This is a genomic window from Chryseobacterium ginsenosidimutans, assembly GCF_039536845.1.
GTDB lineage: Bacteria > Bacteroidota > Bacteroidia > Flavobacteriales > Weeksellaceae > Chryseobacterium > Chryseobacterium ginsenosidimutans_B.
On the sequence record NZ_BAAAZJ010000010.1, the window covers coordinates 782,778 to 805,325 of the forward strand.

The following is a 22,548-nucleotide window of genomic DNA, read 5'->3' on the forward strand; positions in this document are numbered from 1 at the left end:
TCCAGCAGAAGCATTAACTCCTAAACCTCTCTTTGCAAATGTTCTCCAAATCATACATCTGTCAGCACCTCCTGTAGTTGCCAATTCTGCTTGCAAAATTGCATTTCTACCATCAATAAAGGTCGGGCTACAAACCTGAAGCTTCAGAGCGTCTGTTACCAATTGTAAAACTCTTGAACTACCGTTTGTTGTATTTGAAGTTACATCAGAAGCATATCCGTATTTAGCAACATATTGCCAGTGAAGATCCCATAGCATGGTTGCCCATACAAAACCAATTGAGTGTACATCGGGAACAATTGCCGAACCATTATTAAATTCCATACCATTTGTATCACCATACATATAGTCATTAATTGTAAAATCCGGTGAATATTTTGCTGGCCTGATACCTGCCCCTGAAATACCTTGTCCTGACACATAAGTACCCATTCCTCTGGCAACAGATGCATTATCTCCAGCTTTATTGGTAAGCATCATAGCAAAGAAATCAGACCATCCTTCTCCCATTTGTTCTTTACTTTGGGTATATTGTAAACAAGTATATCCATTTCCAGTTAATCTGTTAGAGATACCATGTCCATATTCGTGAATCATAACTCCATTGTCAAAACTTCCATCCTGTTTAGTACTATAACTCATCGAAACATTTACAGGAACATTATTTGCTAATTGCGACTTGATATACTCTCCTTCTGCATTATCAATAAGCTCAGACATGATATAAATATTCGCATTAGTTCCTCCCATATTTCCAGGAGCTGCAGAACTAACTGCATTATAAATAATTGCTCCAGTTGCTCCAGCATTCTGCATGTTTTCAACTTTTGTAACAAAGTCACACGTGCCTCTTTCTGCCAAACCGATAAAACCTGTTAAAGAACCTGCAGGAAGAGCTGTACAAGCATCTAAAACTGGTGATAATTTTACTTCTCCTGTAACTGGCACACCTGTTATTAGTTGACCAAACTGAGCAGTATAAGTAACAGGAGTTCTTGTAGTTGCAGAAGCAGGGGCATTATAGAATAATTTTTGAGAATCGTTTACCCATAAATACATTTGCATTCTACCACTACCTCCATCCTGCGGTGTTGCAAAATTTGCGTTATTATAATTTTGAACAGTAGCAGTTACAGCAGTACCTCCACCATCTTGTGCTTCAGCATTTACAAAATCATTTCCAGCACCTCCTAAATTAAAATTATTTTTCTGAAAATTCCTTGCTACGGGAGTGAAACCAAACTTGTAAAAAATATCATGCACCATATTATTTGCATAAAATAAGTTTGTGATCGAAGCATCTTGGTTTGTTAAAGCTAATGCTCCCGAAGTATATGGAAAATTGAAATTTCTTGATGCTCCTCCTTCTGCAGTTATACCGCCAAAAAAGTCATCATCAAATAAATCCTGATAGGCAAAAACATTATTACCTTGTGCATTTGTATAATGATTTGTTCCGTCAGAATGCCATCCTTCAGGTGAAGCAGTAAGATTCCAAGGGTTTGTAATAACTGATCTTGATCCAAAAGTAGGCGCCTCTATTGGAAAAGGAAATACATTATAAGACGCATTATCCGGAGACAATAATAGGCTTGTTTTAGTATTTGTCTGTTGATAATTTTCTTTTTCTAATGGAAATATAGCTAAATTATTTTCATCAGAGTGTCCAAATGGATGATCAACAAAATTACAGCTAAGGTTTAAATTATTTTTTTGAACAATTTCTCCAGTAGTTGCATTTACTAAAACATTCCAATAATTTGGTGTTTTCTTTTCAGGAAAAGTAAATTCGTAACACAAAACAAGATTTTGATCTTTTTTTGCATATACCAATTGCTGTTTAGCAAATAGCATATTTTTTGTGTCCGCATCATGGAAATTCAAGATCGTAATTTTACTAGGATCTTCTATGGTTGTCCCTTTTGAAGCGAATCCAAAAGCAGCTTCTTTCGTAATTGAAGGAACATTCGCATCAACATTCTGATAATCCTTTTCAAAAGTATCATTATAGAATACTACCTGATTGTTTTTTATCAAAACTGAACCTAAAGATCCATAAACAGGAATACCTTTATACAATTGTTGTATTTTCACAACATCTCCATTCATACTTTCAGAATGGTCATTCACATCAATACTAAAATTAGTAAGATCAGCTTTTTTATATTCTCTAATTTTATTTTGAGAGATATAATCTTTGATTAACTTCTCGTTATTTTGAGAAAATAAACTTGAAGATGAGAAAACTGCTAAAGCAGCAAACATAAGGGGTAGAGTTCTCTTTTTCATATTGATTAATAAAGTCGCTAATTTACAAATATTATTCAATCAAAAACTTTTTTTAAAATATATTTTAAAACAATAATGACCATTCTATTAAGAACAGTCATTATCATTATGTTTTAAATTAATTATTTGTTATTTTTTAACAATAACTTTAGATGCAGCATCGATACCGATACCTTTCACTTTCACCATATAAGTTCCGTTAATTAATCTATCTGTAGAAATTGATTTTTTTGCATCAGGAGAAATTTTATCTTCTGAAGACACTAATTTTCCTGACATATCGTAAATCTCAACACTTACTTTTCCTAAAGTATTGCTAGGGAAATTAATGAAGAATTCATTTTTAGCTGGGTTTGGATAAATAGAAATATTATTTTTAACAACTTTCACTTCATCTGTTGCCAATACACAATCTGCAGGTACTGTAGTATCCTGAACCTGATCATTGATATTCGTTTTAGACCCAGCAGAAGCATTAACTCCTAAACCTCTCTTTGCAAACGTTCTCCAAATCATACATCTGTCAGCACCTCCTGTAGTTGCCAATTCTGCTTGCAAAATTGCATTTCTACCATCTATAAAGGTTGGATTACAAACCTGAAGTTTTAAAGCATCTGTTACCAATTGTAAAACTCTTGAGCTACCATTTGTAGTATTTGCCATTACATCAGATGAATACCCATATTTAGCAACATATTGCCAATGAAGATCCCATAACATGGTTGCCCATACAAAACCGATTGAGTGTACATCTGGAACTATTTGTCCACTTGAGTTTGTATATTCCATTCCGTTTGTATCACCATACATATAGTCATTAATTGTAAAATCCGGTGAATATTTTGCAGGTCTGATTCCGCTTCCTGTAATTGGCTGCCCAATTGCATAAGTTCCTGTTCCTCTCGCTACAGAAGCATTATCCCCCGCTTTATTTGTAAGCATTATCGCAAAGAAATCAGACCATCCTTCTCCCATCTGTTCTTTGTCTGATGTAGAATTTAAGCAACCTGATCCGGTACCTGTTAATCTATTTGAAATACCGTGACCATATTCATGGATTACAATCCCATTATCAAAACTTCCATCTGGTGTTATACTTGTTGCAGGATCATCTTTTAAAGTAACATTTACAGCTGTATTTGCTGAAAGTTGACTTTTAATATATTCACCTTCCGTATTACCAATTAACACTGACGGAATTGTAATAGTAGCATCTGTACCAGACATATTTCCGATCGTATTTCCATTGGCTGTATTATTATAAATAATCGCAGCTGTTGCTCCTGCATCCTGTAAATTTTTTGTTTTAATTGTAAAAGCACAAGTACCTCTTTCTACCAAACCTATTTTACCTGCAAGTGATCCTCCGGGTAAAGCTGTACATCCATCTAAAACCGGAGAAAGCTGAACATTTCCTGTAACTCCTGTAGCATCCAAAGGATTACCAAATAGAGCAACTCCATTTACCGGTTGACGAGGAACAGCAGCTGTTGGAGCATTATAAAAAAATTGTCTGTTTACTATTGACCAAAGGTACATTTGCATTCTTGGCTTATTACCATCTGAAAGAGTTGCAAAATTTGCATTATTAGTTCCACCACCATCTTGAGCTTCTGCAAGAACATAATCATTTCCAGCACCTCCTAGTCCAAAATTTGTTGCTTGGAAATTTCTTGCTGTTGGTGTAAAACCAAACATGTAAAATATGTCATGCACTTTATTATTTATGTAAAATAAATTTGTAATAGCCGCACTTTGGTTTGTAGATGGATCTGCATTAATACTAAATGGAAAATTAAAATTTCTTGAAGATCCTCCGTCAGGAGAGAAACCAATTGTATTAAACCCTCCAGTATCCTCATAAGCATGCACATTATTTCCTCTTGTAATTGTATAACGAGTAGTGCCATCATAGTGCCATCCTTCCGGAGAAGCCGTAAGAATCCAAGGATTGTTTACAGTTGCTCTTGATCCAAAAGTAGGTGCTTCCAAGGGTAAAGGAAAAATATTATATGAAGCATTATCCGGAACTAAAAAAGCTGCACTTTGGTTAGCAACACTATTCAAAGGACCAACAAAATTGTTTTGAAAATGTATATGATCATGAGAAAAAGCATCATCATGGAAATTACAAGACAAATTCATATCAAGTTTACTGATTATATTTCCATTCGTGGCATCAACCAAAATATCCCAATAACTTGGTGAATTTGGTTCTGGAAGTGAGAACTGATAAGCTAATTTTAAAGCTCCTGCATCCTCAACATATACCAATCTCTGTTTAGCAGCCTTCCCATTCTGTGGTTCTACATCAGAGAAGCCAAGTATAGGATATGACTCAATCTGTTGTTTTTGAAGATTCTGTGAAATTTTTTGAAGTGCTATAGCTTTACTTACAGTTGCAGTGTTCGAAACTGCAGAACTATAATCCTTCAAAAAACTATCCGAATAATAAATAATTTTATTATCTCTTACAAGTACAGTACCTTCCGCATTATATACTGGAAGTCCGTTATAAGTCTGTTGGAATTTTACAACATTCCCATTCAGTGATTTAGATTCATCTGTATTACCAATAATAAAATTAGTAAGATCAGATTTTTTATATTCTCTAATCTTATTTTGAGAGATATAATCTTTAATCAACTTCTCATTATCTTGTCCAAATAAGATCGAAGGAAAAATTGCAGATGCTGCAAACAAAAGGGGTAAAGCTACTTTTTTCATATACACTAATAAAGTCGCTAATCTACAAATATTTAATAAAAAATTAATACTTTATTTAAAAATAATTCAACTTTATTGATTATAAAATTAATGAGTATATTTTTAGGAATAGTTTCAACATTATTAATATTCAAAAATAAAAAAAGCCACTCTAACGAGTGGCTCAATATTATAAATGAATTAAGGATTATTTACCTTCTTCCATTTTTCTTTTCAATTCTGCTAATGCATCGATATCACCAAGAGTTGATCTTTCTTCATTGTTTGAAGAAGACGATGTATTATTATTAGATCTGTTGTTAGAATTTTCTCTTACATTTTTCTTCTCTTCGTCTCTGAAGATACCTGTGTGAGAAACTACTACTCTCTTGAATTCTTTGTTGAATTCAATTACTTTAAATTGAGCATCTTCACCTTTTTTGATTTTAGATCCATCTTCTTTCTCTAATAATCTTGAAGGGCAGAAAGCTTCAACTTCAGCATCTTCGAACTGTACAGAAGCACCTTTATCGTGTACTTCTACCGCTTTACCAGCGTGGATAGTTCCTTCAGCATATTTAGTTTCGAATGCATCCCAAGGATTGTCAGTCAATTGTTTATGACCTAGAGATAATCTTCTGGCTTGGATGTCCAGTTCAAGAACTACAACATCTAATTTATCACCAACTGCACAGAACTCAGATGGGTGCTTGATTTTCTTAGTCCAAGAAAGATCAGAGATGTAGATTAATCCGTCGATACCTTCTTCTAACTCTACGAATACACCAAAGTTAGTAAAGTTTCTTACAGTTCCTACATGTTTAGATCCTACCGGATATTTAGCTTCGATATTTTCCCATGGATCTTTGCTTAATTGCTTGATACCAAGAGAAATTTTTCTGTCTTCTCTATCTAAAGTAAGTACTTCAGCTTCAACTTCATCACCTACTTTCACGAAATCACCTGCAGATCTTAAGTGAGTAGACCAAGACATTTCAGAAACGTGGATTAATCCTTCTACACCTGGAGCGATTTCTACGAATGCACCATAGTCAGCAAGAACTACTACTTTTCCTTTTACTCTGTCACCAACTTTCATATCAGCAGAAAGAGCATCCCAAGGATGAGCTTCTAATTGCTTCATACCTAACTGGATTCTTGTTTTCTCATCATCAAAATCAAGGATAACAACTTTTACAGTCTGTCCGTCCTCTAGGATTTCAGATGGGTGGTTCACTCTAGACCAAGAAAGGTCTGTAATGTGAATCAATCCATCAACACCTCCTAAGTCAATGAATACACCGTAAGAAGTAATATTCTTAACAGTACCTTCAAGAACCTGACCTTTTTCAAGCTGAGCGATGATTTCTTTTTTCTGACCTTCGATATCTGCTTCGATCAATGCTTTGTGAGATACCACTACGTTTTTGAACTCAGGGTTGATTTTCACAACTTTGAACTCCATAGTTTTACCTACGAACTGATCGTAATCTTTAATTGGCTTAACATCAATTTGAGAACCTGGTAAGAATGCTTCGATTCCGTGTACGTCAACGATCATACCACCTTTAGTTCTAGATTTCACAAAACCGTTAACGATTTCTCCAGTTTCGTGAAGTTCGTTTACTCTATCCCAAGCTTTAAGCGTTCTAGCTTTTCTGTGAGATAACTGTAATTGTCCAGTTTTGTCTTCTCTTCTGTCAACCATTACTTCCACATCGTCACCTACTTTTAGGCCTGGGTTGTAACGGAATTCGTTAAGAGAAATAACACCTTCTGATTTGAAGTCGATGTCTACGATAGCTTCTTTATCAGTTAATCTTACAACTTTACCAGTGATAACGTCGTTATCGTTTAAACTGCTAAGAGATCCGTTGTAAATTTCCTCTAAATCGCTTTTTTCTTTTCTCGCATCTGCATCAAGACCTGATTCGAAAGAATCCCAATCAAATTGTTCTGGTGCTACGTTTTGGTTTAAAATAACCTCTGCTGAATTTGTCTCTTTTGACATTTTCTAATAAAATTTGTATTCCTTCTTTTTTAATGGTCTGAATAAATGTGGATTTAAAAAATACGGAAGTAATTAATTTATAATAATTTACCTTTTCAAACCTTACCCACAAAAAGTGGTGCAAAGATACGAATATTATTTAAAATAAACAAGGGTTTTAAAGCTATTAAATTGATACATAACTCACTAATAATCAGATAATAGATGTTTTGTCATTGCGAGGAGCGAAGCGACGAGGCAATCTTAAAATCCTTTTAATAGTACATTCTCATTATCCACTCACTTTGTCATTCCGTAGGAATCTAGGCTCATTTTGTAGAGATTAGATTGTAAAGCATTGTCTAGATTCCTACGGAATGACAAACTTTGCGGTTATATTGCGCCGTTGAAATACCTACAACAACCCTAGCCCCGATTGTAAAGAAAATCCTTTTTTGAAAAAAAAGATTGTAATGGAAAGCGGGAAAAAGCTCCAAAAAATAATTAATGAGTAATTTGGTAATGAGTAATAATAGATTATTCACTCCGCTTCGCTCCGTTCAGAATGACAGTAGCACAAACTAAGCTCTAAATCCTAATTCCTCTTCTAATTTATTACCTTTGCAAAATGGAATTAGAATCAATATATCAAAAACTGCAGATTCAGGATATGAATCAGATGCAGAAATCTACATATAAATCTACTGAAAACAACCAAGACGTTGTTTTGCTGTCTCCTACCGGTTCAGGGAAAACGCTTGCTTTTTTGTTTCCTGTTCTTCGAAATCTGAAAAAAGATATTTCCGGAATTCAGGCATTAATCTTGGTTCCGGCGAGAGAATTGGCATTGCAGATCGAGCAGGTTTTTAAATCTATGGGAATGGATTTTAAAGTTTCGGTTTGCTATGGAGGCCATGATAAAAAAATTGAGATTAATAATTTAATTGAAGCTCCGGCTGTTCTGATTGGAACTCCCGGAAGAGTTGTTTATCATTTAAGAAATAACAATTTTGATCCAAAAACGATTCAGACTTTGGTTTTGGATGAATTTGACAAGGCTTTAGAATTAGGTTTTCATGAAGATATGGAATTCATTTCCAATTCTTTAAAAGGTCTTTCTCAAAGGATTTTAACTTCTGCAACGGCAATGGATGAAATTCCAAAGTTTACAGGATTAAAAAATGAAAAACTTGTTGATTTCCTAAAATTAAGCGAAGTAAAACCGGATATTCAGTTGCGAAAAGTAATGACGATTTCTGAGGAAAAACTGGATACTTTGTTTAATTTGATCTGTAAAATAGGGAATAAAAGAACCTTAATTTTCTGTAATCACCGTGAAGCCGTTGACCGTATTTCTGATCTTTTAGCAGAAAAAGGAATCGACAGAGAAACCTTCCATGGCGGAATGGAGCAAGACGAGAGAGAACGTGCTTTATTGAAATTCAGAAATGATTCTGCAAGGATTTTAATTACAACAGACTTAGCTTCAAGAGGTTTAGACGTTCCGGAAGTTGAATCTATCGTTCATTATCAATTGCCCCCGAAAGAAGATGCTTTTATCCACAGAAACGGTCGTACCGCGAGGATGAATGCCAAAGGTTTTGCTTATTTAATAATGACTGCGGACGAAAATTTCCCTTTCATTAAAAATAATACTCCGGAAGAAAATGTTGTTGGATTCAATAAAATTCCTGAAAAAACACCTTTCCAAACCATTTATATCAGTGCCGGAAAAAAAGATAAGGTTAATAAAGTTGATATTGTAGGGTATTTGCTTAAAAAAGGGGAACTTCAAAAAGAAGAGCTTGGTCTGATAGAAGTAAAAGATACCACTTCTTATGTTGCTGTTTCCAGAAATAAAGTCAATTCTTTGCTGAGAAAACTAGCTAATGAAAAATTGAAGGGCAAGAAAGTGAAAATGGAGGTTGCTTATTAATTTAAACACAAATTACACAAATATTTTCACGAATAACACAAAAAGCTTAATTATAGTTATTTTTAAGTTTTGCCTAAAGCCAATATTGATTTCTTTTAATAAAAAACGGGCTAAAGCCCGTTCTTATTGATTTAAAATGTCATTGCGAACCGAAGGTGAAGCAATCTCAAAATACAAATATATTATTGAGATTGCTTCGTCGCTTTGCTCCTCGCAATGACGTTTTACAAAATCATCTCACCCCTTTCACTTTCGTCGGCAAAGTGTACACCGATTTTGAAGCAGTGATAAATAAGGTCTCATTATTTTTACCTCCAAAAGTGACATTAGAAGTCCATTCTTCTTCAATCGGAATATGATACATCTTTTTTCCGTCACGATTGAAAATATGAACACCTTTCCCTGTCAAATAGAGGTTTCCATGTTTATCCAATGTCATTCCGTCTGAACCCATTTCGCAGAAAAGCTTTTTTTCAGACAATTTTCCTTCGCCAAGAATATCGTAAACATACGTTTTTCCTGCATCAATATCCGAAACGTACAATTTCTTAAACTTTTCACTTCCTACAATTCCGTTCGGCTGAGTAAAAGTTTCAAGCTTTGAAATTTTTCCTTCTTTGCTTCTGTAATATAAACTTTTATTCGAAATTTCCTGTTTAAAGTTTTTCCAATAGTTTCTTTCATACAAAGGATCTGTGAAGTACATTCCGCCAAACTCGTCATTCCACACATCATTCGGTCCGTTAAATCTTTTCCCTTCAAAATCTTTCAGTAAAACCTGAACTTTTTTGTCCTTTGAAATTTTCCATATTTCACCATTATCATCCGAACACGTAATTAAATTGTCATCCTTATCGAAATGCGTTCCGTTTGCACGTCCGGTTTTATTCAAAAACTCAACAATTTTATTTGTTTTCCAGTCCCAATAATAAATTTTATCATTTGGCTGATCTGTAAAATAGACGTTTCCTTCTCTATCCGAAGACGGGCCTTCCGTAAAACTAAATTTATCCGAAATCCTCTCCGGTTGTACTCCATCATAAAACATTTTGCTATAATTTACTGATTTACAATTTACTAATGCGAAAACCAAACCAATCAAGCCTATTTTCAAGATATTTTTCATACCACATTATTTTAAAGCGTACAATTTACAACTTGTAACATCGGATTCAAAAATTATTTTCTCATTTTGATTAATTAAAAACATTTTTTTAAATGTCTGAATTGTACCATTTAAGAAGTAGATAATATTAGTAATGAAAATCTTTAATCCGGAGCTTTGCATAGATTAAAATCATAAAAAAATTTTAGCTCAAATAATTAAAATAAGAATTTATTTCAAATAAGATTCTTTTTTACAATTTTCAAATACAAATCTAAGGCGATGAGCATACAATCAGATAATTTTCAGGTTCCGGAAGCAGATTACGATGATTTCAGAAATTCGGTAGGAACAATGGATGAAACCGGAAACCGAAAATGGGTCTATCCCCAAAAGCCAAAAGGAAAATATACCAATTACAGAAATTATACGAGTAATTTTCTGTTACTTTTATTCTTCGGATTACCTTTTGTAAAAATCAATAATAATCCATTTTTACTGTTTAATGTTATTGACAGGAAATTTTTCATTTTCGGGCAGCCGTTTTATTTACAGGATTTTTTCATTCTGGCTTTGGGAGCGGTAACTTCCGTAATCTTTGTAATGCTTTTCACCGTAGTTTTCGGAAGAATATTTTGTGGCTGGCTTTGTCCGCAGACGATTTTTATGGAAAATGTTTTCAGAAAAATTGAATACTGGATCGAAGGTGACCGAAATAAACAGATGAAACTCGACCGACAGGAATGGGACGCAGAAAAAATAAGGAAAAGAGTAACAAAATGGTTGGTTTTTGCCCTGATTTCGGTAATTATTACACATTTCATGTTCATCTATATAGTCGGTTATGAAGAAGTTTATAGAATAATGATGGAAGGACCTGCCGATAATTCTTTGAAATTCTTAGGAATGATCGGGTTTGCCATGACTTTTTATTTTGTTTTCGCATGGCTTCGTGAACAGGTTTGTACGCTTATCTGTCCATATGGAAGGCTTCAGGGAGTATTGATAGACAAGCAAACAATCAATGTACATTATGATTTCAAAAGAGGTGAAGGTCGTTCAAAATGGAGAAATAATGAAGACCGAAAAGCTGTTGGAAAAGGCGATTGTATCGACTGTAACCAATGCGTCGTAGTGTGTCCTACCGGAATTGACATCAGAAACGGACAACAATTGGAATGTGTGAATTGTACGGCTTGTATCGACGCCTGTGACGAAGTAATGGAAAAAGTCGGACTTCCTAAAGGTTTGATTCGCTACGCCACAGAAGCGGAAATTGAAAACCAGGAGAAATTTAAATTCACTTCAAGAATGAAAGCAACCACTGTTTTTTTAGTTTTATTAATCGGCTTTCTAGGATTTTTAATGTATGACAGAGGTTCAATGGAAGCAAAATTTATTAAACCAGCCGGATCAACATTTTTCATTAAAAACGGAAAAATAACGAATACTTTTATCTACACCCTTTTAAATAAATCCAATGAACAAAAAAAATTAACCATCAAAGTCATCAGTCCTAAAAATGCAGAGATTGATTTTTTCGGTTCTGATAAAATTACATTAAAAGGAGATCAGATTTTAAAAGGAAATATCAATATCACTTTTCCTGAAAAAGAAATTAGATTTTCAAAACAAAATATGACTATCGGAGTGTTTGACGAAAAAGGAAACCTGGTAGATTCTTTTGAAACCGTTTTTGAAGGACCTTTCCAATTACCTCTGTAAAATTTCTATGATTTATACAATTTAATGAATTGTGTGGGAGTCATTCCTGAAGTTTTCCGGAAGACTCTCACAAAATAGGAATATTCTTCGTAACCCAATCTGAAAGCGATTTCCACAAGACTTTCGTCAAGATACATCAGCATTCTTTTTGCTTCCAGAATAACCCTTTCTGTAATTACTTCGGTTGCCGTTTTTTGAACTACTGTTTGGGTAATTCTATTTAAATGCTTTGAGGTAATATTTAGTAAAGAAGCATAAAATGTAATAGATTTTTCGGTTGCAAAATACAGTTCAATCACAGCTTCAAATTCCTGATAATGTTTAAAATAAGAAAGACTCGCCGACGAAGCCAGATTATCAAAATCTCTGGAAAACCGCCTTGTAGAATGGATAAAAATCTGAGATAGTAATGATAGCATCAAACCATTCTTCATGACATTCTGAGATTGATATTCTTTCTGCAACTGCTGCATTAAGCTGATATTTTCCTGCAATTCTTCTTTATTTAGCTGAAGTTTTCGAGGAAAATTGACAGAACCGAAAAAAGGAAAATTCCTCAGTTTCTGATTTACATAATGCATTTCGTAAAAATCCTGCAGACAAAAGAAAAGATACCCTTCAATATCATCAGAAAGTTCCCAACTATGGATTTGCCCCGGAGACATAAAAAATAAACTCCCCGCCGAAACGTCATATCTCTGAAAATCGATCTCATGAACTCCGCTTCCTTTTGTGAAAAGAATGGTGGCATAAAAGTCGTGACGATGCGCTTTTTCAAGATACCGATGACCGACAATTAAGTGATTCTGCATCGTACTGAAATAAAAATAAGGGGTATTTTTACCCCCTTGAAAAAGATCAATATTAAGTACCGAAATAGAATCCACGTTAATTTTTATTTTAACCCAAATGTAATAAAAACAAAAATATTTTTCTCTGAATAAAAAATGACATTTATCCTTGATTTACAAAGCAAAAACTCAACTTTTACGCTTTCTATTTTTGAGGAAAATTAAAAAATTTTTATCTTTGAAGATTAGGATTCTAAAAATGAAAATAAATTTACCCGATAAGCTGTATTATTCGATAGGAGAAGTGGCAAAAGCATTTGATGTAAATACTTCACTGATACGTTATTGGGAACAGGAATTCCCCATCATTAAGCCCAAAAAGAATAAAAAAGGCAACCGATACTTCACGCCTGAAGACATCAAGAATCTACAGATGATCTATCATTTGGTGAAAGAAAAAGGCTACACGCTTGACGGAGCTAAAATTGCTTTGACCACTAACAGCAAAATCTCTGAAACCATTACTTTGATCGACAGACTGGAATTTGTGAAAGCTGAATTGTTGAAATTGAAGGATTCTTTGGGGGAGAAGGACAACGAGTAATATTTTCTTAAAATAATAAAAGTTTGATTATAAAATCAAGCTTTTATTATTATTGTAAACTCTCCCGAAGGTAAAGAAAAATCAGGTTCTGGATTATCTACATTTATTGGTTTACTACTAATACTCTAAATTTTTACATGCATTACTTGTTGATCATGTTAGAAATCTAAATCGCAGAAATTCTACGATTTAGATTATTTATAATATTCAATTTCTCTCACCCATTTATACAAATCCTTACCATCTACATTTTTTACGATTTCTGTCCAGTTTTTCTGTTTGTCAAATTTATATTTGAATATAACTTCGGTAGGTTTTAAATCGTTTTTATCTTTTTTTCCCCAAGTATCTAAATAAAAAAGCTTTTCTATATGGTTATTTTTATATACAAACTGAATTTGATTTGAAATATTTCCTTGAAAAAAATATGTTCTTGCTTTAAGATTACCATCATCGTAATACTCATAGACTGTTTTCGATGTAGTTGCATAGCCTCCCTCTTTTATTTCTTCACGATATTTTCCGCTTTTTTCTAGTATGAGATAATGGTATTTGTCATCCTTAATTTTTGTTTCTTCTTTTATTCTTCCTAATGAATCGTATTTGTATTTTGTGCATCCATTTTGATAAAGTTTTTTATTATCATAGTCACTTTGATAATCGAAGAACTTTGATTCTTTAATTTGGAACTCTTCGTCATAAAAATTAACCTGATAAAGTTTTTTTCGAAAAATTGAATCATTTCCCTTCTGAAAAGAATTTTCTTCGATCTTTTTCCATACGAAATCGGTTATAGCAAAAATACTGTCGGTTTTTGATAGAGCATCAAATTTTGTTACCATCAATGGAGCATCATCCTCACGATTATTAAAATAAATTTTATCTGGTTCATTTTCCCATTTTGAACGGTTTTCTATGAATTTTAATTTTTTACTTGAACTTTTATAAATATACTTTTTATTAGCTGTAGAGTATTTACTATTAGATTTTTCATTAACCAGTCTTCCCAAATTATCATAAGTATAATTATAATCACCAACAATTGCTCCAGATCTGTAATACCATGTTTCTTTAGTAATGTTTCGGTTTTTATCATAAAATGTTTCGTTGTTGATATATCGGCAAAAATTGGTCTCAAACCATACTCCCGACATCCTTGATCTTAGATTTTTAGGTATCATCCTTACCGCATGACCGTATTCGTTATCTCCGCTCATAAATGTAAACGGACCAGAATTATTGAGAAAAACGGCATATTCTTTTACAGATTTAGGCTTTCCTAAAACAGTGTCTTTTATAACTTGTGATTTAAGAAAAGACGTAATAAAAACTAAAATAAATAATAACTTTTTCATAATTGTATTTATATATTAAACAAAATAACCTCTTTTCAGAGGCTAGTTTTATTATTGTTTAGTAAGAATTATATCTTTAGGAATATATGGATTTACATAAGAATCTGTACCTCTCAGCCCTTTTCTTTCCGCTGTTTTCAATTGCATAGTATTACCCGGCAATATTGTAATCTGTATTAAGAGTCCTTTCCAAGTAGTAGGATCAATATGAAAACGAGAGTTATCAAATATAACCCCATTTAACTTGGGATAATTTCCCATAAGCATAATCATCGGTGAAGAAGGATTAGAATATGTAGTTGAAGGAAATCTTGAATTGAAAAGTATAGTCTCATTTGGTTGTCCTTCATTTTCTATCACTATATAATCTCCATGAATTTCGTCCATATAAAATTTCCTTAAATATGAAACCATTTCCTTTTTCCAAAGAGTTAATTTAAAGGTCTTATTTCCTGCAGTATTTTTCCAAACACCGATAAAAGGATTTAATGAACCATTAATATCTTTATAATAGCGTAAATCCTCAACATGATAGTCTATACCTTGTGCAAGATCATACTCTGTATAAGGTTCTGGAGCTGTAATTATTTGTGATTTTACATTCTGAGAAAATAAAATTGAAAATATTATTAATAAAAATATTTTTTTCATGATTTGTAAGTATAAAATAGCCTCTTTTTAGAGGCTGTCTTTTTATTGTTTAATTAAGATTATATTATTAGGAAGTCCGGGTCCTGTCCCCTGTTTAAACCCCTCATTATTGATAACAATATTTTCTCTATTTTCCATCTTCCATTTCATCTGTATAGGATTAGTATTAGGAATTACCTCTAAAGTAATTCTAACCCTTCTATAGCCAACCCTATCATAACCAGGTAAACCAATTATCATATAGTTTGTAGATAAACCACTCCCTGAAAAATCAGCAAAATTTTGTGGACTGCTGTAATCCGTATATTGAAAATTAAGATTATTAACTTTTACAATGCCATCTTTCATATATTTATATCCTCCAAATAACCTATCTATATAATACCCATCACCAGCTATTTGTTCTCCTTTAACAATCTTTATTATAAATTCTTCTGTGCTGTTGGTATATTTCCAGGTTCCTAAAAATTTATCAAGATAACCTTCGGTATCTTTGATATAGTTACCATCTTGCGCATCTCTTGAATTATTATGTGTCATAGTTACAATCATTTGAGCATTGGTATTTATTGCTATAAATGCTATTAAAAAATATATTATTTTTTTCATTTTTATTATTAATTACAGTTTATCTTAATTATTTGATCGTTCAATGAGCTATAAGTCATTTTTTTCCACTGGTTATTTTCTAATGTAAACATTTGCAGAGAAAGTAATTTTCTTTCAATGAATTTCAAAAATCCTTTCTCATTATCTACATTTGTATTACCTTTTTTCACATCATTTTCATAATCATTCTCTCGAGCAATAATCATTGGATTTCCCACTCCAGGATCAAGTTGACCTTCCCATCCCATAAAAAACTGGTTTGCCCAGGTCTTAAAGCTCTCTATATTGGAAATCGTAAAAGCATATTTTGTACCAAGATGTGTTGTTACATAGAAAACTGTGGTAGAATCAACAACCCCTTTGTTGATAAGATTTTTAATTGTATATAAATCTGAAAGTGAAAAAATAGATAAATCATTCTCACCAGGATGATCATGTCCTAAAAATATATATTTTAATGCAGGGTTTACATTTCCGTCAACCTCACCATGAGTTCCACTTGTCTGCATTGAAGAAAATTCCACATCATTGCTATTGGCAATTGTATTTGCAAATAATAAAAGCTCCTGAGTTCCATCATTTTGTGGATTATTAACAGGTAAATGATTCTCCAAAACACCAAGTGCATCATTTACTGTAGTATTTGGTGGATCTACAAATTTTTTGCTTAAAACATTTTTCAATTTTGTACAAGGATCTATATATGTACCAGTTCCTCCGCCACTGCCACCACCGCCAATAGGTGTGGTTCCTCCACCACTACTATTCCCTGGTGTAAAACCACCTCCGCCACCACAAATATCAACAGCTCCATAAGAAATTTCATAGGTATAATATCCCGGTGTGGGAGGATATCCATTGTTAGTTGCATAATTACAATCTCCGATGTGCGCATAATCATGATCTCCCGTATAACACATGGTACCACCCACAAGCACCCAATTAGACGAAACCGGCATCATTACCTGGCATGGGTCAGCATTATATTTCCCGAAAACCTCTGCTCCTGTTTTCGTACCTAATGAGGTAAAGGTAATGTGGTTTTTAAGATCGTTTTGGGCAATGCTCCCCAGATTTTCCACCGCCGTCTGATCGTATTTTACGATATAGGCAGAATACTCCGAAGCTGCGATCTGTTTCAGGATAAGATTTTCCAGAAAACCTGAGCCCGTACCATTCCTCTCAATTTTAAAGGTATACGTTTTGTTTCCGTTGGTATCTTCCACATAGATTGCCTTTTCTGTATCTACAGAAAATCCGTTTTCTGCATCGGTATAGATTCTGGCATTTCCGGAAGCTTTCTTTCCCTGTAACCGATCTACTTTACTTACCAATTGCGGATCTTTTTTCTCCAGCTGAGAACGTAATAATTGCTGGATGGTATATTGCTTAGATTTTAGCGAGTAGTCCTGTTCGGTCTGCAAAAGCTCTTGTTGGCACGACCACAGAAAGGTCAGAAAGACTATCAGTAAGGATAGCCTGAGAATAGTTTTTCTCGTCATAATCATTTGTTGTTTTATGGGTTAAATATAATCTTTAATACTATAGATGCATCATTTTGTCTTTGGGTTGGAAAGAATATAAAATTTTTTTTGTTGATTTTTCGTTCTCAAAGATGTGAAAAATAAAAATAATGACAATGCCCTATTTTTGATGCACATTTATTTTTAGAAAAAAATTATATTTGTTCTGTTCAAATTGATACAGCTATGAATGCAACTATTGGAAAAAGAATCAGAAAGTACAGGGAAGAAAAAGGGTTTTCTCAGGAAGAACTCGCAGAAAAGCTACATGTTTCGCGTTCAACATATCAAAGAATAGAAAACGGAGAAACCAATTCATGGATTAATCATATTGAAAATATCTGCACATCCTTAGAAGTAAATATGGATGATCTTTTAAAACCAGAAGAAGGATATGTTCAAGTAAATAACAATAATGAATCTACAAATGATAACGGAAGTGGTGTTATTCAAAATCAAACTATAAATTATAATGCTTCCGAAAAACTCATCGAACAATACGAAGAACGTATTAAAGAATTAAAAGAGCAGGTAGAATTCTGGAAAAACCAGTCTAAGGGCTAAAACCAGCAAACTACCCTACAGGAAAGGTCGCTGCACCCTAGTAATGACTTTTCCTGTAACCGGGAAAGTCTGTTGCACCCCTGCGACAACCTTTCCCGAAGGCGGGAAACCTTCCTGCACCCTCGCAACGAAGTTTCGGAAAGCTCCGAAAACTTCCTGCACGCTGCAGAAAATTTTCGGGAAATTTAGAACAGTATTTCAATAAAATTTCAGCTAATAGACACTTCCCAATACTTAAAATTTTTAACCAATTTATTTTTATTCCTTTATTTTTTTAATCGAAAATTAGAATTTGTATTCTAAAATAATGCAATTGCAACTTACTCATTGCTAATGCTTAATAAAATTATTAAGTTTGCAGTGATGAAAAAAATTTATTACCAGAAATTAGCATTCATGGGAATGATGCTGATTATCCTTTTTACATTTCAAAAATATACCAGTAAGGAAAAAGAAGATTTTACTGATGTAAAATTTATAGCTACTCCTTCCGTCCCTTTACATCTGACGGAGTTTGATCCGAATGATCTGGATGAAAAACAATGGGAAAATCTAGGTTTTACTGAAAAACAAATTGGAACAATTCTCAATTATAAAAAGATCGTCGGTGGCAGGTTTTCTTCCAAAGAACAGTTCAAAAAATGTTTTGCTGTTTCGGAAGAAAAGTTCAGCATGTTAAATCCTTATATTTTATTACCGGAGACAAATAAAGAAGCTAAATCTACTGGTTTTAAAAGCTCTGAGAAAAGAGCCATTACTATTTCCGGAAGATTTAATCCAGATCAGTATTCTCAAAATGACTGGATAAAAATTGGATTTAGCGAAAAGCAGGCTGCAGCGATTTTAAAATATAAAAGTTATTTGGGTGGCAGTTTTATAAGTAAGGAAAAGTTTAAAGAATGTTTCATCATTAGTGAAGAAAATTTTCAAAAGATTAATCCTTATCTGATTTTACCGGAAAAAACACCTGCAAACTTCAATAGTTATGCAAAAAATTTTAAGTCTGAAAAAACTAAAATCCAATATCATCAATTTGATCCGAATGCATTAGATTTTGAAGGCTGGAAATCTTTTGGTTTTTCCGATAAACAAGCGCAGACAATCGTCAATTTTCGTGACCGAAATTTAAAGGGCAGTTTTAAAAGCTTAGAAGATATTCAAAAATGCTTTGTTATTTCAGCTGAAAAGTTTGAGGAAATGAGACCTTTTATAAAAATGAATCCGTTAACTATTGCTCAAAATAATGACATCCATAAAATTGAAATAAAACAGCAGGAGAAAACAGATTTTTCAAAAGTAGACCTTAATGTGATTACCTTTAAACAGCTTTTAGAATTTGGTCTGGATGAAAGAGCAGCAGGTTCGGTGATTGGTTTTAGAAAAAAATTAGGAGGATTCGTGAATAAAGAACAGATCCTGACAACCTACAATATTGATGTCGAGTTAATGAAAAAACTACTTTCTACTGCACAATTAAATACATCAACTGTTCCGAAATATACATTAGTCGATGCTCCGGAAGACTGGCTGAAAAACCACCCTTATTTCAAATATTCTGCGGATAAAATTATCTTTTACAGAATAAGCGAAAAAGATGAACGGAAAATCTGGAAATTATTGAAAGTGAAGCCAGAATATGAAACGAGGATGAGGCTTTACTTGAAGTAATGATAAGTTATGAATTATGAGAATGCTTCGAGAACCTCAGCATGACATCGCTACAAATAAACTGTTACATAATAAACGGTTAGTATTAGAAATGTCATGCCGAGGCTCTCGAAGCATCTATACTTTATTAATTAAAAGTCTTACTGGATCCTTCTAAAAGTTTATTCAAATTTAGAAGCTCTTCTTCCGTCAAATCTCTCCATTTTCCGATCGGAAGATCAAGTTTGATATTCAATACACGAATTCTTTTCAGTTTTTTAACTTCGTAACCAAGATATTCACACATTCTACGGATTTGTCGGTTTAAACCTTGTGTAAGAACGATCCTGAAATTCATATCATCGATTTTTTCTACTTCACATTTTTTGGTGACAGTATCTAAAATCGGAACTCCGTTTCGCATTTTTTCAATAAATCTCGGATTGATAGGCTTATCAACTCTTACGATATATTCTTTTCCGTGATTATTTCTTGATCTTAGAATCTTATTTACAATATCACCGTCACTGGTTAAAAGGATCAATCCTTCACTCGGTTTATCAAGTCTTCCGATTGGGAAAATCCTTTTCGGATGGTTAATATAATCGATGATGTTATTTTTCTCTCTTTTTGTATCGGTCGTACAAACAATTCCGACAGGCTTGTTGAAGGCAATATATACATGATCTTCTTCCTGCTCACGAATTGGTTTGCCGTCAACTTCGATTACATCTTCATCGGAAACCTTTGTTCCCATTTCAGGGATTTCTCCGTTTATTTTTATTCTACCTTCTTCCAAAAGCTTATCCGCCGCTCTCCTTGAGCAGTATCCAACTTCTGATAAATATTTATTGATACGTGTTTTTTCCATTAATCTTCTCCGTAACCTGTATAATTTTTATTACTGAAAATCGTAATTCCATAGCTTAATCCAATGAAAAACGGATTAGAATTTCCTAATTTATATCCTTCGAAAAATATTCCGCCTTCCTGGCTTAGTCTTTTCGAATAAGAAACCTGAATTCCCAATCTCGCTCCCCAAAATTCAGAATCCGATACTACAGAATTATTGATCTGCTTTCCATAATTAACATCAATGTAAAAAGGCTGATCTCCCGGAGCAAAAATAAATTTCGGCTGGATTACCCAATACACCAGATGATAATTGTCTTCGATAAAGCTATATTTCAGACCGGTTCCAAGTGCAAAGTTAGGAAGAAAATTATAACCTCCGATTGCAGTGATTCCGTAAGTGATTTTATTAGGTGCTTTTGGCTGGATATATTGCGTATTATTAGGAATTTCCTTCTCTTTAGACAAATTCAATCCCACATTTAAAGATGGATTAAAATAGAAATCCATTTTCTGTTTTTTTGTCTCTTTTTCCTGTGAAAATACTTTAAAACAAAGAAACAGACTCAGAATTAATAATATTTTTTTCATTCTTCAGTTACAAATTTAAAATCGTTTTCCAAAAAATCAGATGTTGCATCTTCAATTTTATAATCACCTATTTTTGTTCTTCTTAATTGTGTTAAATATGCTCCTACTCCCAATTCCTGTCCAATATCGTGAGCCAGACTTCGAATGTAAGTTCCTTTCGAACAACCCACTGTGAAACTTATTAAAGGAAGATCAATTTTTACATTTTCAATATAAAGAATAGTCGTTTTTCGCGATTTCATTTCAACCTCCTCTCCGGCTCTCGCCAAATCATACGCTCTTTTTCCATCAATTTTAATAGCAGAAAATACCGGTGGAGTCTGATCTATTTCACCAATGAATTTTTCTAAAGCATTTTTAATCTGTTCTTCTGTAACATTTGAAATGTCCTGATGAAGGATTTCCGGTTTTTCTGTGTCGTAAGATTCTGTCTGTACACCGATTTTTATTTCTGTCCAGTATTCTTTTGGAGCATCCTGAATTTCAGGGATTTTCTTGGTAAATTTTCCGCAACAGACGATTAAAAGTCCGGTTGCTCTCGGATCAAGCGTTCCGGCGTGACCGATTTTAAATTTTTTGGGTAAATTAAACTCTCTTTTGAGTTTATACTTCATTTTATTGACTGCCTGAAAAGAGGTCCAATCCAAGGGTTTGTCTAATAAAAATACGTGTCCTGATTGTAATTCTTCAGCTGTCATTTTATTACGAATGGTGAGTAATTTTAAAATCTTTGATTATTATTTAAAGAAATAGAAATAAATCAACAAAGCTAATCCTACAAAAATACGATACCAACCCCAAGGTTTAAAGCCATATTTATTTAAAACTCCGATAAATGCTTTAATTGCGATTAATGCAACGATAAATGCCACAATATTTCCAACAATGAAAATGGTAATATGATCTTGTGAAGACATGATCATTTCATATCCTTTCTGCGGAGTTGCCGTTTCTTTTCCCCAAGTTTTTACGAAAACAGAATAAACTGTCACCGCCAACATCGTAGGAACCGCCAAAAAGAAAGAAAATTCAGCAGCAGCTTTTCTTGTTAAGCCTTGCGCCATTCCACCGATGATGGAAGCAGCACTTCTACTCGTTCCGGGCATCATTGCAAGACATTGCCAGAAACCAATTGCTACCGCATTTTTTATAGTAATACCTTTCTCATCATCGATTTTTGGATTTTTAAACCATTTATCAGCAAACAACAAAACGACTCCGCCAATCACTAAAACCGATGAAATTGCAATCTGATTACCTAAGACTGCTTCTATTTTATCATCCAGTAAATATCCTAAGACTAAAGCAGGAATCACCGCAAAACCCAGTTTAAAATAAAACTGTAAATTTTTTAAATCAAAGAATTTTTTCCAGTATGCCACTACCACCGAAAGAATAGCTCCAAACTGTATGGAAACCTGAAACATTTTTAAAAATTCATCTTCCGGTAATCCCATCAGGTTTGCTGTGAAACCCATGTGTGCGGTGGAAGAAATCGGAAGATACTCCGTTAATCCTTCGATAATGGCAATAATAATTGCTTTGATTAAATCCATAGTATATCTACAAAAATTTAGAGATTAAGAAATTAAGAGATTTAGACAACACGT

General features: G+C 33.4%; 19 protein-coding genes. 5 read left to right on the forward strand and 14 right to left on the reverse strand.

Translation table 11 applies throughout. The annotated features are described in order from the left end of the window. From ABD745_RS15490 to rpsA, 3 genes are all read right to left on the reverse strand, one after another. Positions 1-2,289, reverse strand: a 2,289-nt coding sequence (locus tag ABD745_RS15490; protein ID WP_344831856.1) for a T9SS-dependent M36 family metallopeptidase, incomplete at its 3' end; no start/stop codon positions are given. A 129-nt stretch (positions 2,290-2,418) separates the two neighbouring features. Continuing rightward, positions 2,419-5,016 (reverse strand): T9SS-dependent M36 family metallopeptidase, encoded by a 2,598-nt coding sequence (locus tag ABD745_RS15495; protein ID WP_344831859.1) that lies wholly within the window; start codon positions 5,014-5,016, stop codon positions 2,419-2,421. 187 nt (positions 5,017-5,203) lie between these two features. Further along, positions 5,204-7,006 carry a 30S ribosomal protein S1 gene (rpsA, locus tag ABD745_RS15500; RefSeq protein ID WP_047398102.1) on the reverse strand — a complete coding sequence of 601 codons (1,803 nt, stop codon included), beginning with the start codon at positions 7,004-7,006 and terminating at the stop codon, positions 5,204-5,206. Between the two features lie 607 nt (positions 7,007-7,613). Here rpsA and ABD745_RS15505 point away from each other — a divergent pair. Continuing rightward, positions 7,614-8,921 (forward strand): DEAD/DEAH box helicase, encoded by a 1,308-nt coding sequence (locus ABD745_RS15505; protein ID WP_344831862.1) that lies wholly within the window; start codon positions 7,614-7,616, stop codon positions 8,919-8,921. 232 nt (positions 8,922-9,153) lie between these two features. On the opposite strand, the gene ABD745_RS15510 is transcribed toward ABD745_RS15505, so the two are convergent. Further along, positions 9,154-10,047 (reverse strand): SMP-30/gluconolactonase/LRE family protein, encoded by an 894-nt coding sequence (locus ABD745_RS15510; RefSeq protein ID WP_344831864.1) that lies wholly within the window; start codon positions 10,045-10,047, stop codon positions 9,154-9,156. Positions 10,048-10,308: 261 nt separating this feature from the next. Between ABD745_RS15510 and ccoG the strand changes: the two genes are divergently transcribed. After that, the gene (gene ccoG, locus ABD745_RS15515) at positions 10,309-11,751 is read left to right on the forward strand and encodes a cytochrome c oxidase accessory protein CcoG (RefSeq protein ID WP_344831866.1); all 1,443 of its coding nucleotides are present in this window, start codon (positions 10,309-10,311) and stop codon (positions 11,749-11,751) included. A 5-nt stretch (positions 11,752-11,756) separates the two neighbouring features. On the opposite strand, the gene ABD745_RS15520 is transcribed toward ccoG, so the two are convergent. Continuing rightward, the gene (locus ABD745_RS15520) at positions 11,757-12,638 is read right to left on the reverse strand and encodes an AraC family transcriptional regulator (RefSeq protein ID WP_344831868.1); all 882 of its coding nucleotides are present in this window, start codon (positions 12,636-12,638) and stop codon (positions 11,757-11,759) included. Between the two features lie 163 nt (positions 12,639-12,801). Between ABD745_RS15520 and ABD745_RS15525 the strand changes: the two genes are divergently transcribed. Then, on the forward strand, positions 12,802-13,146 hold the full coding sequence (locus tag ABD745_RS15525; RefSeq protein ID WP_344831871.1) for a MerR family transcriptional regulator: 345 nt from the start codon (positions 12,802-12,804) through the stop codon (positions 13,144-13,146). 194 nt (positions 13,147-13,340) lie between these two features. Here the strand turns inward: ABD745_RS15525 and ABD745_RS15530 are convergent, their stop codons facing one another. The 4 genes from ABD745_RS15530 to ABD745_RS15545 are packed head-to-tail and all read right to left on the reverse strand — an operon-like array spanning position 13,341 to position 17,185. After that, entirely contained in the window at positions 13,341-14,501 is a 1,161-nt protein-coding gene (locus tag ABD745_RS15530; RefSeq protein WP_344831874.1) for a hypothetical protein, read from the reverse strand. A gap of 51 nt (positions 14,502-14,552) precedes the next feature. Next, positions 14,553-15,152: a DUF6705 family protein gene (locus tag ABD745_RS15535; RefSeq protein WP_344831877.1), complete on the reverse strand. Its 600-nt coding sequence runs from the start codon at positions 15,150-15,152 to the stop codon at positions 14,553-14,555. 42 nt (positions 15,153-15,194) lie between these two features. Further along, positions 15,195-15,761, reverse strand: coding sequence for a DUF6705 family protein (locus ABD745_RS15540; protein ID WP_344831880.1), 567 nt, complete (start codon positions 15,759-15,761; stop codon positions 15,195-15,197). An 8-nt stretch (positions 15,762-15,769) separates the two neighbouring features. After that, a complete protein-coding gene (locus tag ABD745_RS15545; RefSeq protein WP_344831883.1) occupies positions 15,770-17,185 on the reverse strand; it encodes a hypothetical protein in 1,416 nt (471 codons plus the stop codon). A gap of 285 nt (positions 17,186-17,470) precedes the next feature. Between ABD745_RS15545 and ABD745_RS15550 the strand changes: the two genes are divergently transcribed. Next, positions 17,471-17,848, forward strand: coding sequence for a helix-turn-helix domain-containing protein (locus tag ABD745_RS15550; protein WP_344831886.1), 378 nt, complete (start codon positions 17,471-17,473; stop codon positions 17,846-17,848). A 15-nt stretch (positions 17,849-17,863) separates the two neighbouring features. Here ABD745_RS15550 and ABD745_RS15555 read toward each other — a convergent pair whose 3' ends face one another. After that, positions 17,864-18,010 (reverse strand): hypothetical protein, encoded by a 147-nt coding sequence (locus ABD745_RS15555; protein ID WP_344831888.1) that lies wholly within the window; start codon positions 18,008-18,010, stop codon positions 17,864-17,866. Between the two features lie 201 nt (positions 18,011-18,211). Here ABD745_RS15555 and ABD745_RS15560 point away from each other — a divergent pair, with 201 nt between their 5' ends. Continuing rightward, entirely contained in the window at positions 18,212-19,516 is a 1,305-nt protein-coding gene (locus tag ABD745_RS15560; protein WP_344831890.1) for a ComEA family DNA-binding protein, read from the forward strand. Positions 19,517-19,643: 127 nt separating this feature from the next. On the opposite strand, the gene rluF is transcribed toward ABD745_RS15560, so the two are convergent. Genes rluF through ABD745_RS15580 form a run of 4 tightly spaced genes read right to left on the reverse strand, consistent with a single transcriptional unit; the run spans position 19,644 to position 22,494 of the window. Beyond that, positions 19,644-20,366 (reverse strand): 23S rRNA pseudouridine(2604) synthase RluF, encoded by a 723-nt coding sequence (gene rluF / locus ABD745_RS15565; protein ID WP_344831893.1) that lies wholly within the window; start codon positions 20,364-20,366, stop codon positions 19,644-19,646. Then, positions 20,366-20,938, reverse strand: coding sequence for a hypothetical protein (locus tag ABD745_RS15570; protein WP_344831898.1), 573 nt, complete (start codon positions 20,936-20,938; stop codon positions 20,366-20,368). The genes rluF and ABD745_RS15570 overlap by 1 nt, the downstream gene beginning before the upstream one ends. Next, the gene (truB, locus tag ABD745_RS15575) at positions 20,935-21,636 is read right to left on the reverse strand and encodes a tRNA pseudouridine(55) synthase TruB (RefSeq protein ID WP_344831904.1); all 702 of its coding nucleotides are present in this window, start codon (positions 21,634-21,636) and stop codon (positions 20,935-20,937) included. Before truB ends, ABD745_RS15570 begins: the two co-directional genes overlap by 4 nt. A 39-nt stretch (positions 21,637-21,675) precedes the next feature. Then, on the reverse strand, positions 21,676-22,494 hold the full coding sequence (locus ABD745_RS15580) for an undecaprenyl-diphosphate phosphatase (protein ID WP_344831909.1): 819 nt from the start codon (positions 22,492-22,494) through the stop codon (positions 21,676-21,678). Between the last annotated feature and the right edge of the window lie 54 nt (positions 22,495-22,548).

Excerpts from the sequence above, each read along its gene's own strand:
- ABD745_RS15560 (WP_344831890.1), top strand. The coding sequence starts at position 18,212 with ATGAAAAAAATTTATTACCAGAAATTAGCATTCATGGGAATGATGCTG.
- truB (WP_344831904.1), bottom strand. The coding sequence starts at position 21,636 with ATGACAGCTGAAGAATTACAATCAGGACACGTATTTTTATTAGACAAA.
- rluF (WP_344831893.1), bottom strand. The coding sequence starts at position 20,366 with ATGGAAAAAACACGTATCAATAAATATTTATCAGAAGTTGGATACTGC.
- rpsA (WP_047398102.1), bottom strand. The coding sequence starts at position 7,006 with ATGTCAAAAGAGACAAATTCAGCAGAGGTTATTTTAAACCAAAACGTA.
- ABD745_RS15550 (WP_344831886.1), top strand. The coding sequence starts at position 17,471 with ATGAATGCAACTATTGGAAAAAGAATCAGAAAGTACAGGGAAGAAAAA.
- ABD745_RS15505 (WP_344831862.1), top strand. The coding sequence starts at position 7,614 with ATGGAATTAGAATCAATATATCAAAAACTGCAGATTCAGGATATGAAT.
- ABD745_RS15580 (WP_344831909.1), bottom strand. The coding sequence starts at position 22,494 with ATGGATTTAATCAAAGCAATTATTATTGCCATTATCGAAGGATTAACG.
- ABD745_RS15535 (WP_344831877.1), bottom strand. The coding sequence starts at position 15,152 with ATGAAAAAAATATTTTTATTAATAATATTTTCAATTTTATTTTCTCAG.
- ccoG (WP_344831866.1), top strand. The coding sequence starts at position 10,309 with ATGAGCATACAATCAGATAATTTTCAGGTTCCGGAAGCAGATTACGAT.
- ABD745_RS15530 (WP_344831874.1), bottom strand. The coding sequence starts at position 14,501 with ATGAAAAAGTTATTATTTATTTTAGTTTTTATTACGTCTTTTCTTAAA.
- ABD745_RS15510 (WP_344831864.1), bottom strand. The coding sequence starts at position 10,047 with ATGAAAAATATCTTGAAAATAGGCTTGATTGGTTTGGTTTTCGCATTA.
- ABD745_RS15525 (WP_344831871.1), top strand. The coding sequence starts at position 12,802 with ATGAAAATAAATTTACCCGATAAGCTGTATTATTCGATAGGAGAAGTG.
- ABD745_RS15540 (WP_344831880.1), bottom strand. The coding sequence starts at position 15,761 with ATGAAAAAAATAATATATTTTTTAATAGCATTTATAGCAATAAATACC.
- ABD745_RS15570 (WP_344831898.1), bottom strand. The coding sequence starts at position 20,938 with ATGAAAAAAATATTATTAATTCTGAGTCTGTTTCTTTGTTTTAAAGTA.
- ABD745_RS15495 (WP_344831859.1), bottom strand. The coding sequence starts at position 5,016 with ATGAAAAAAGTAGCTTTACCCCTTTTGTTTGCAGCATCTGCAATTTTT.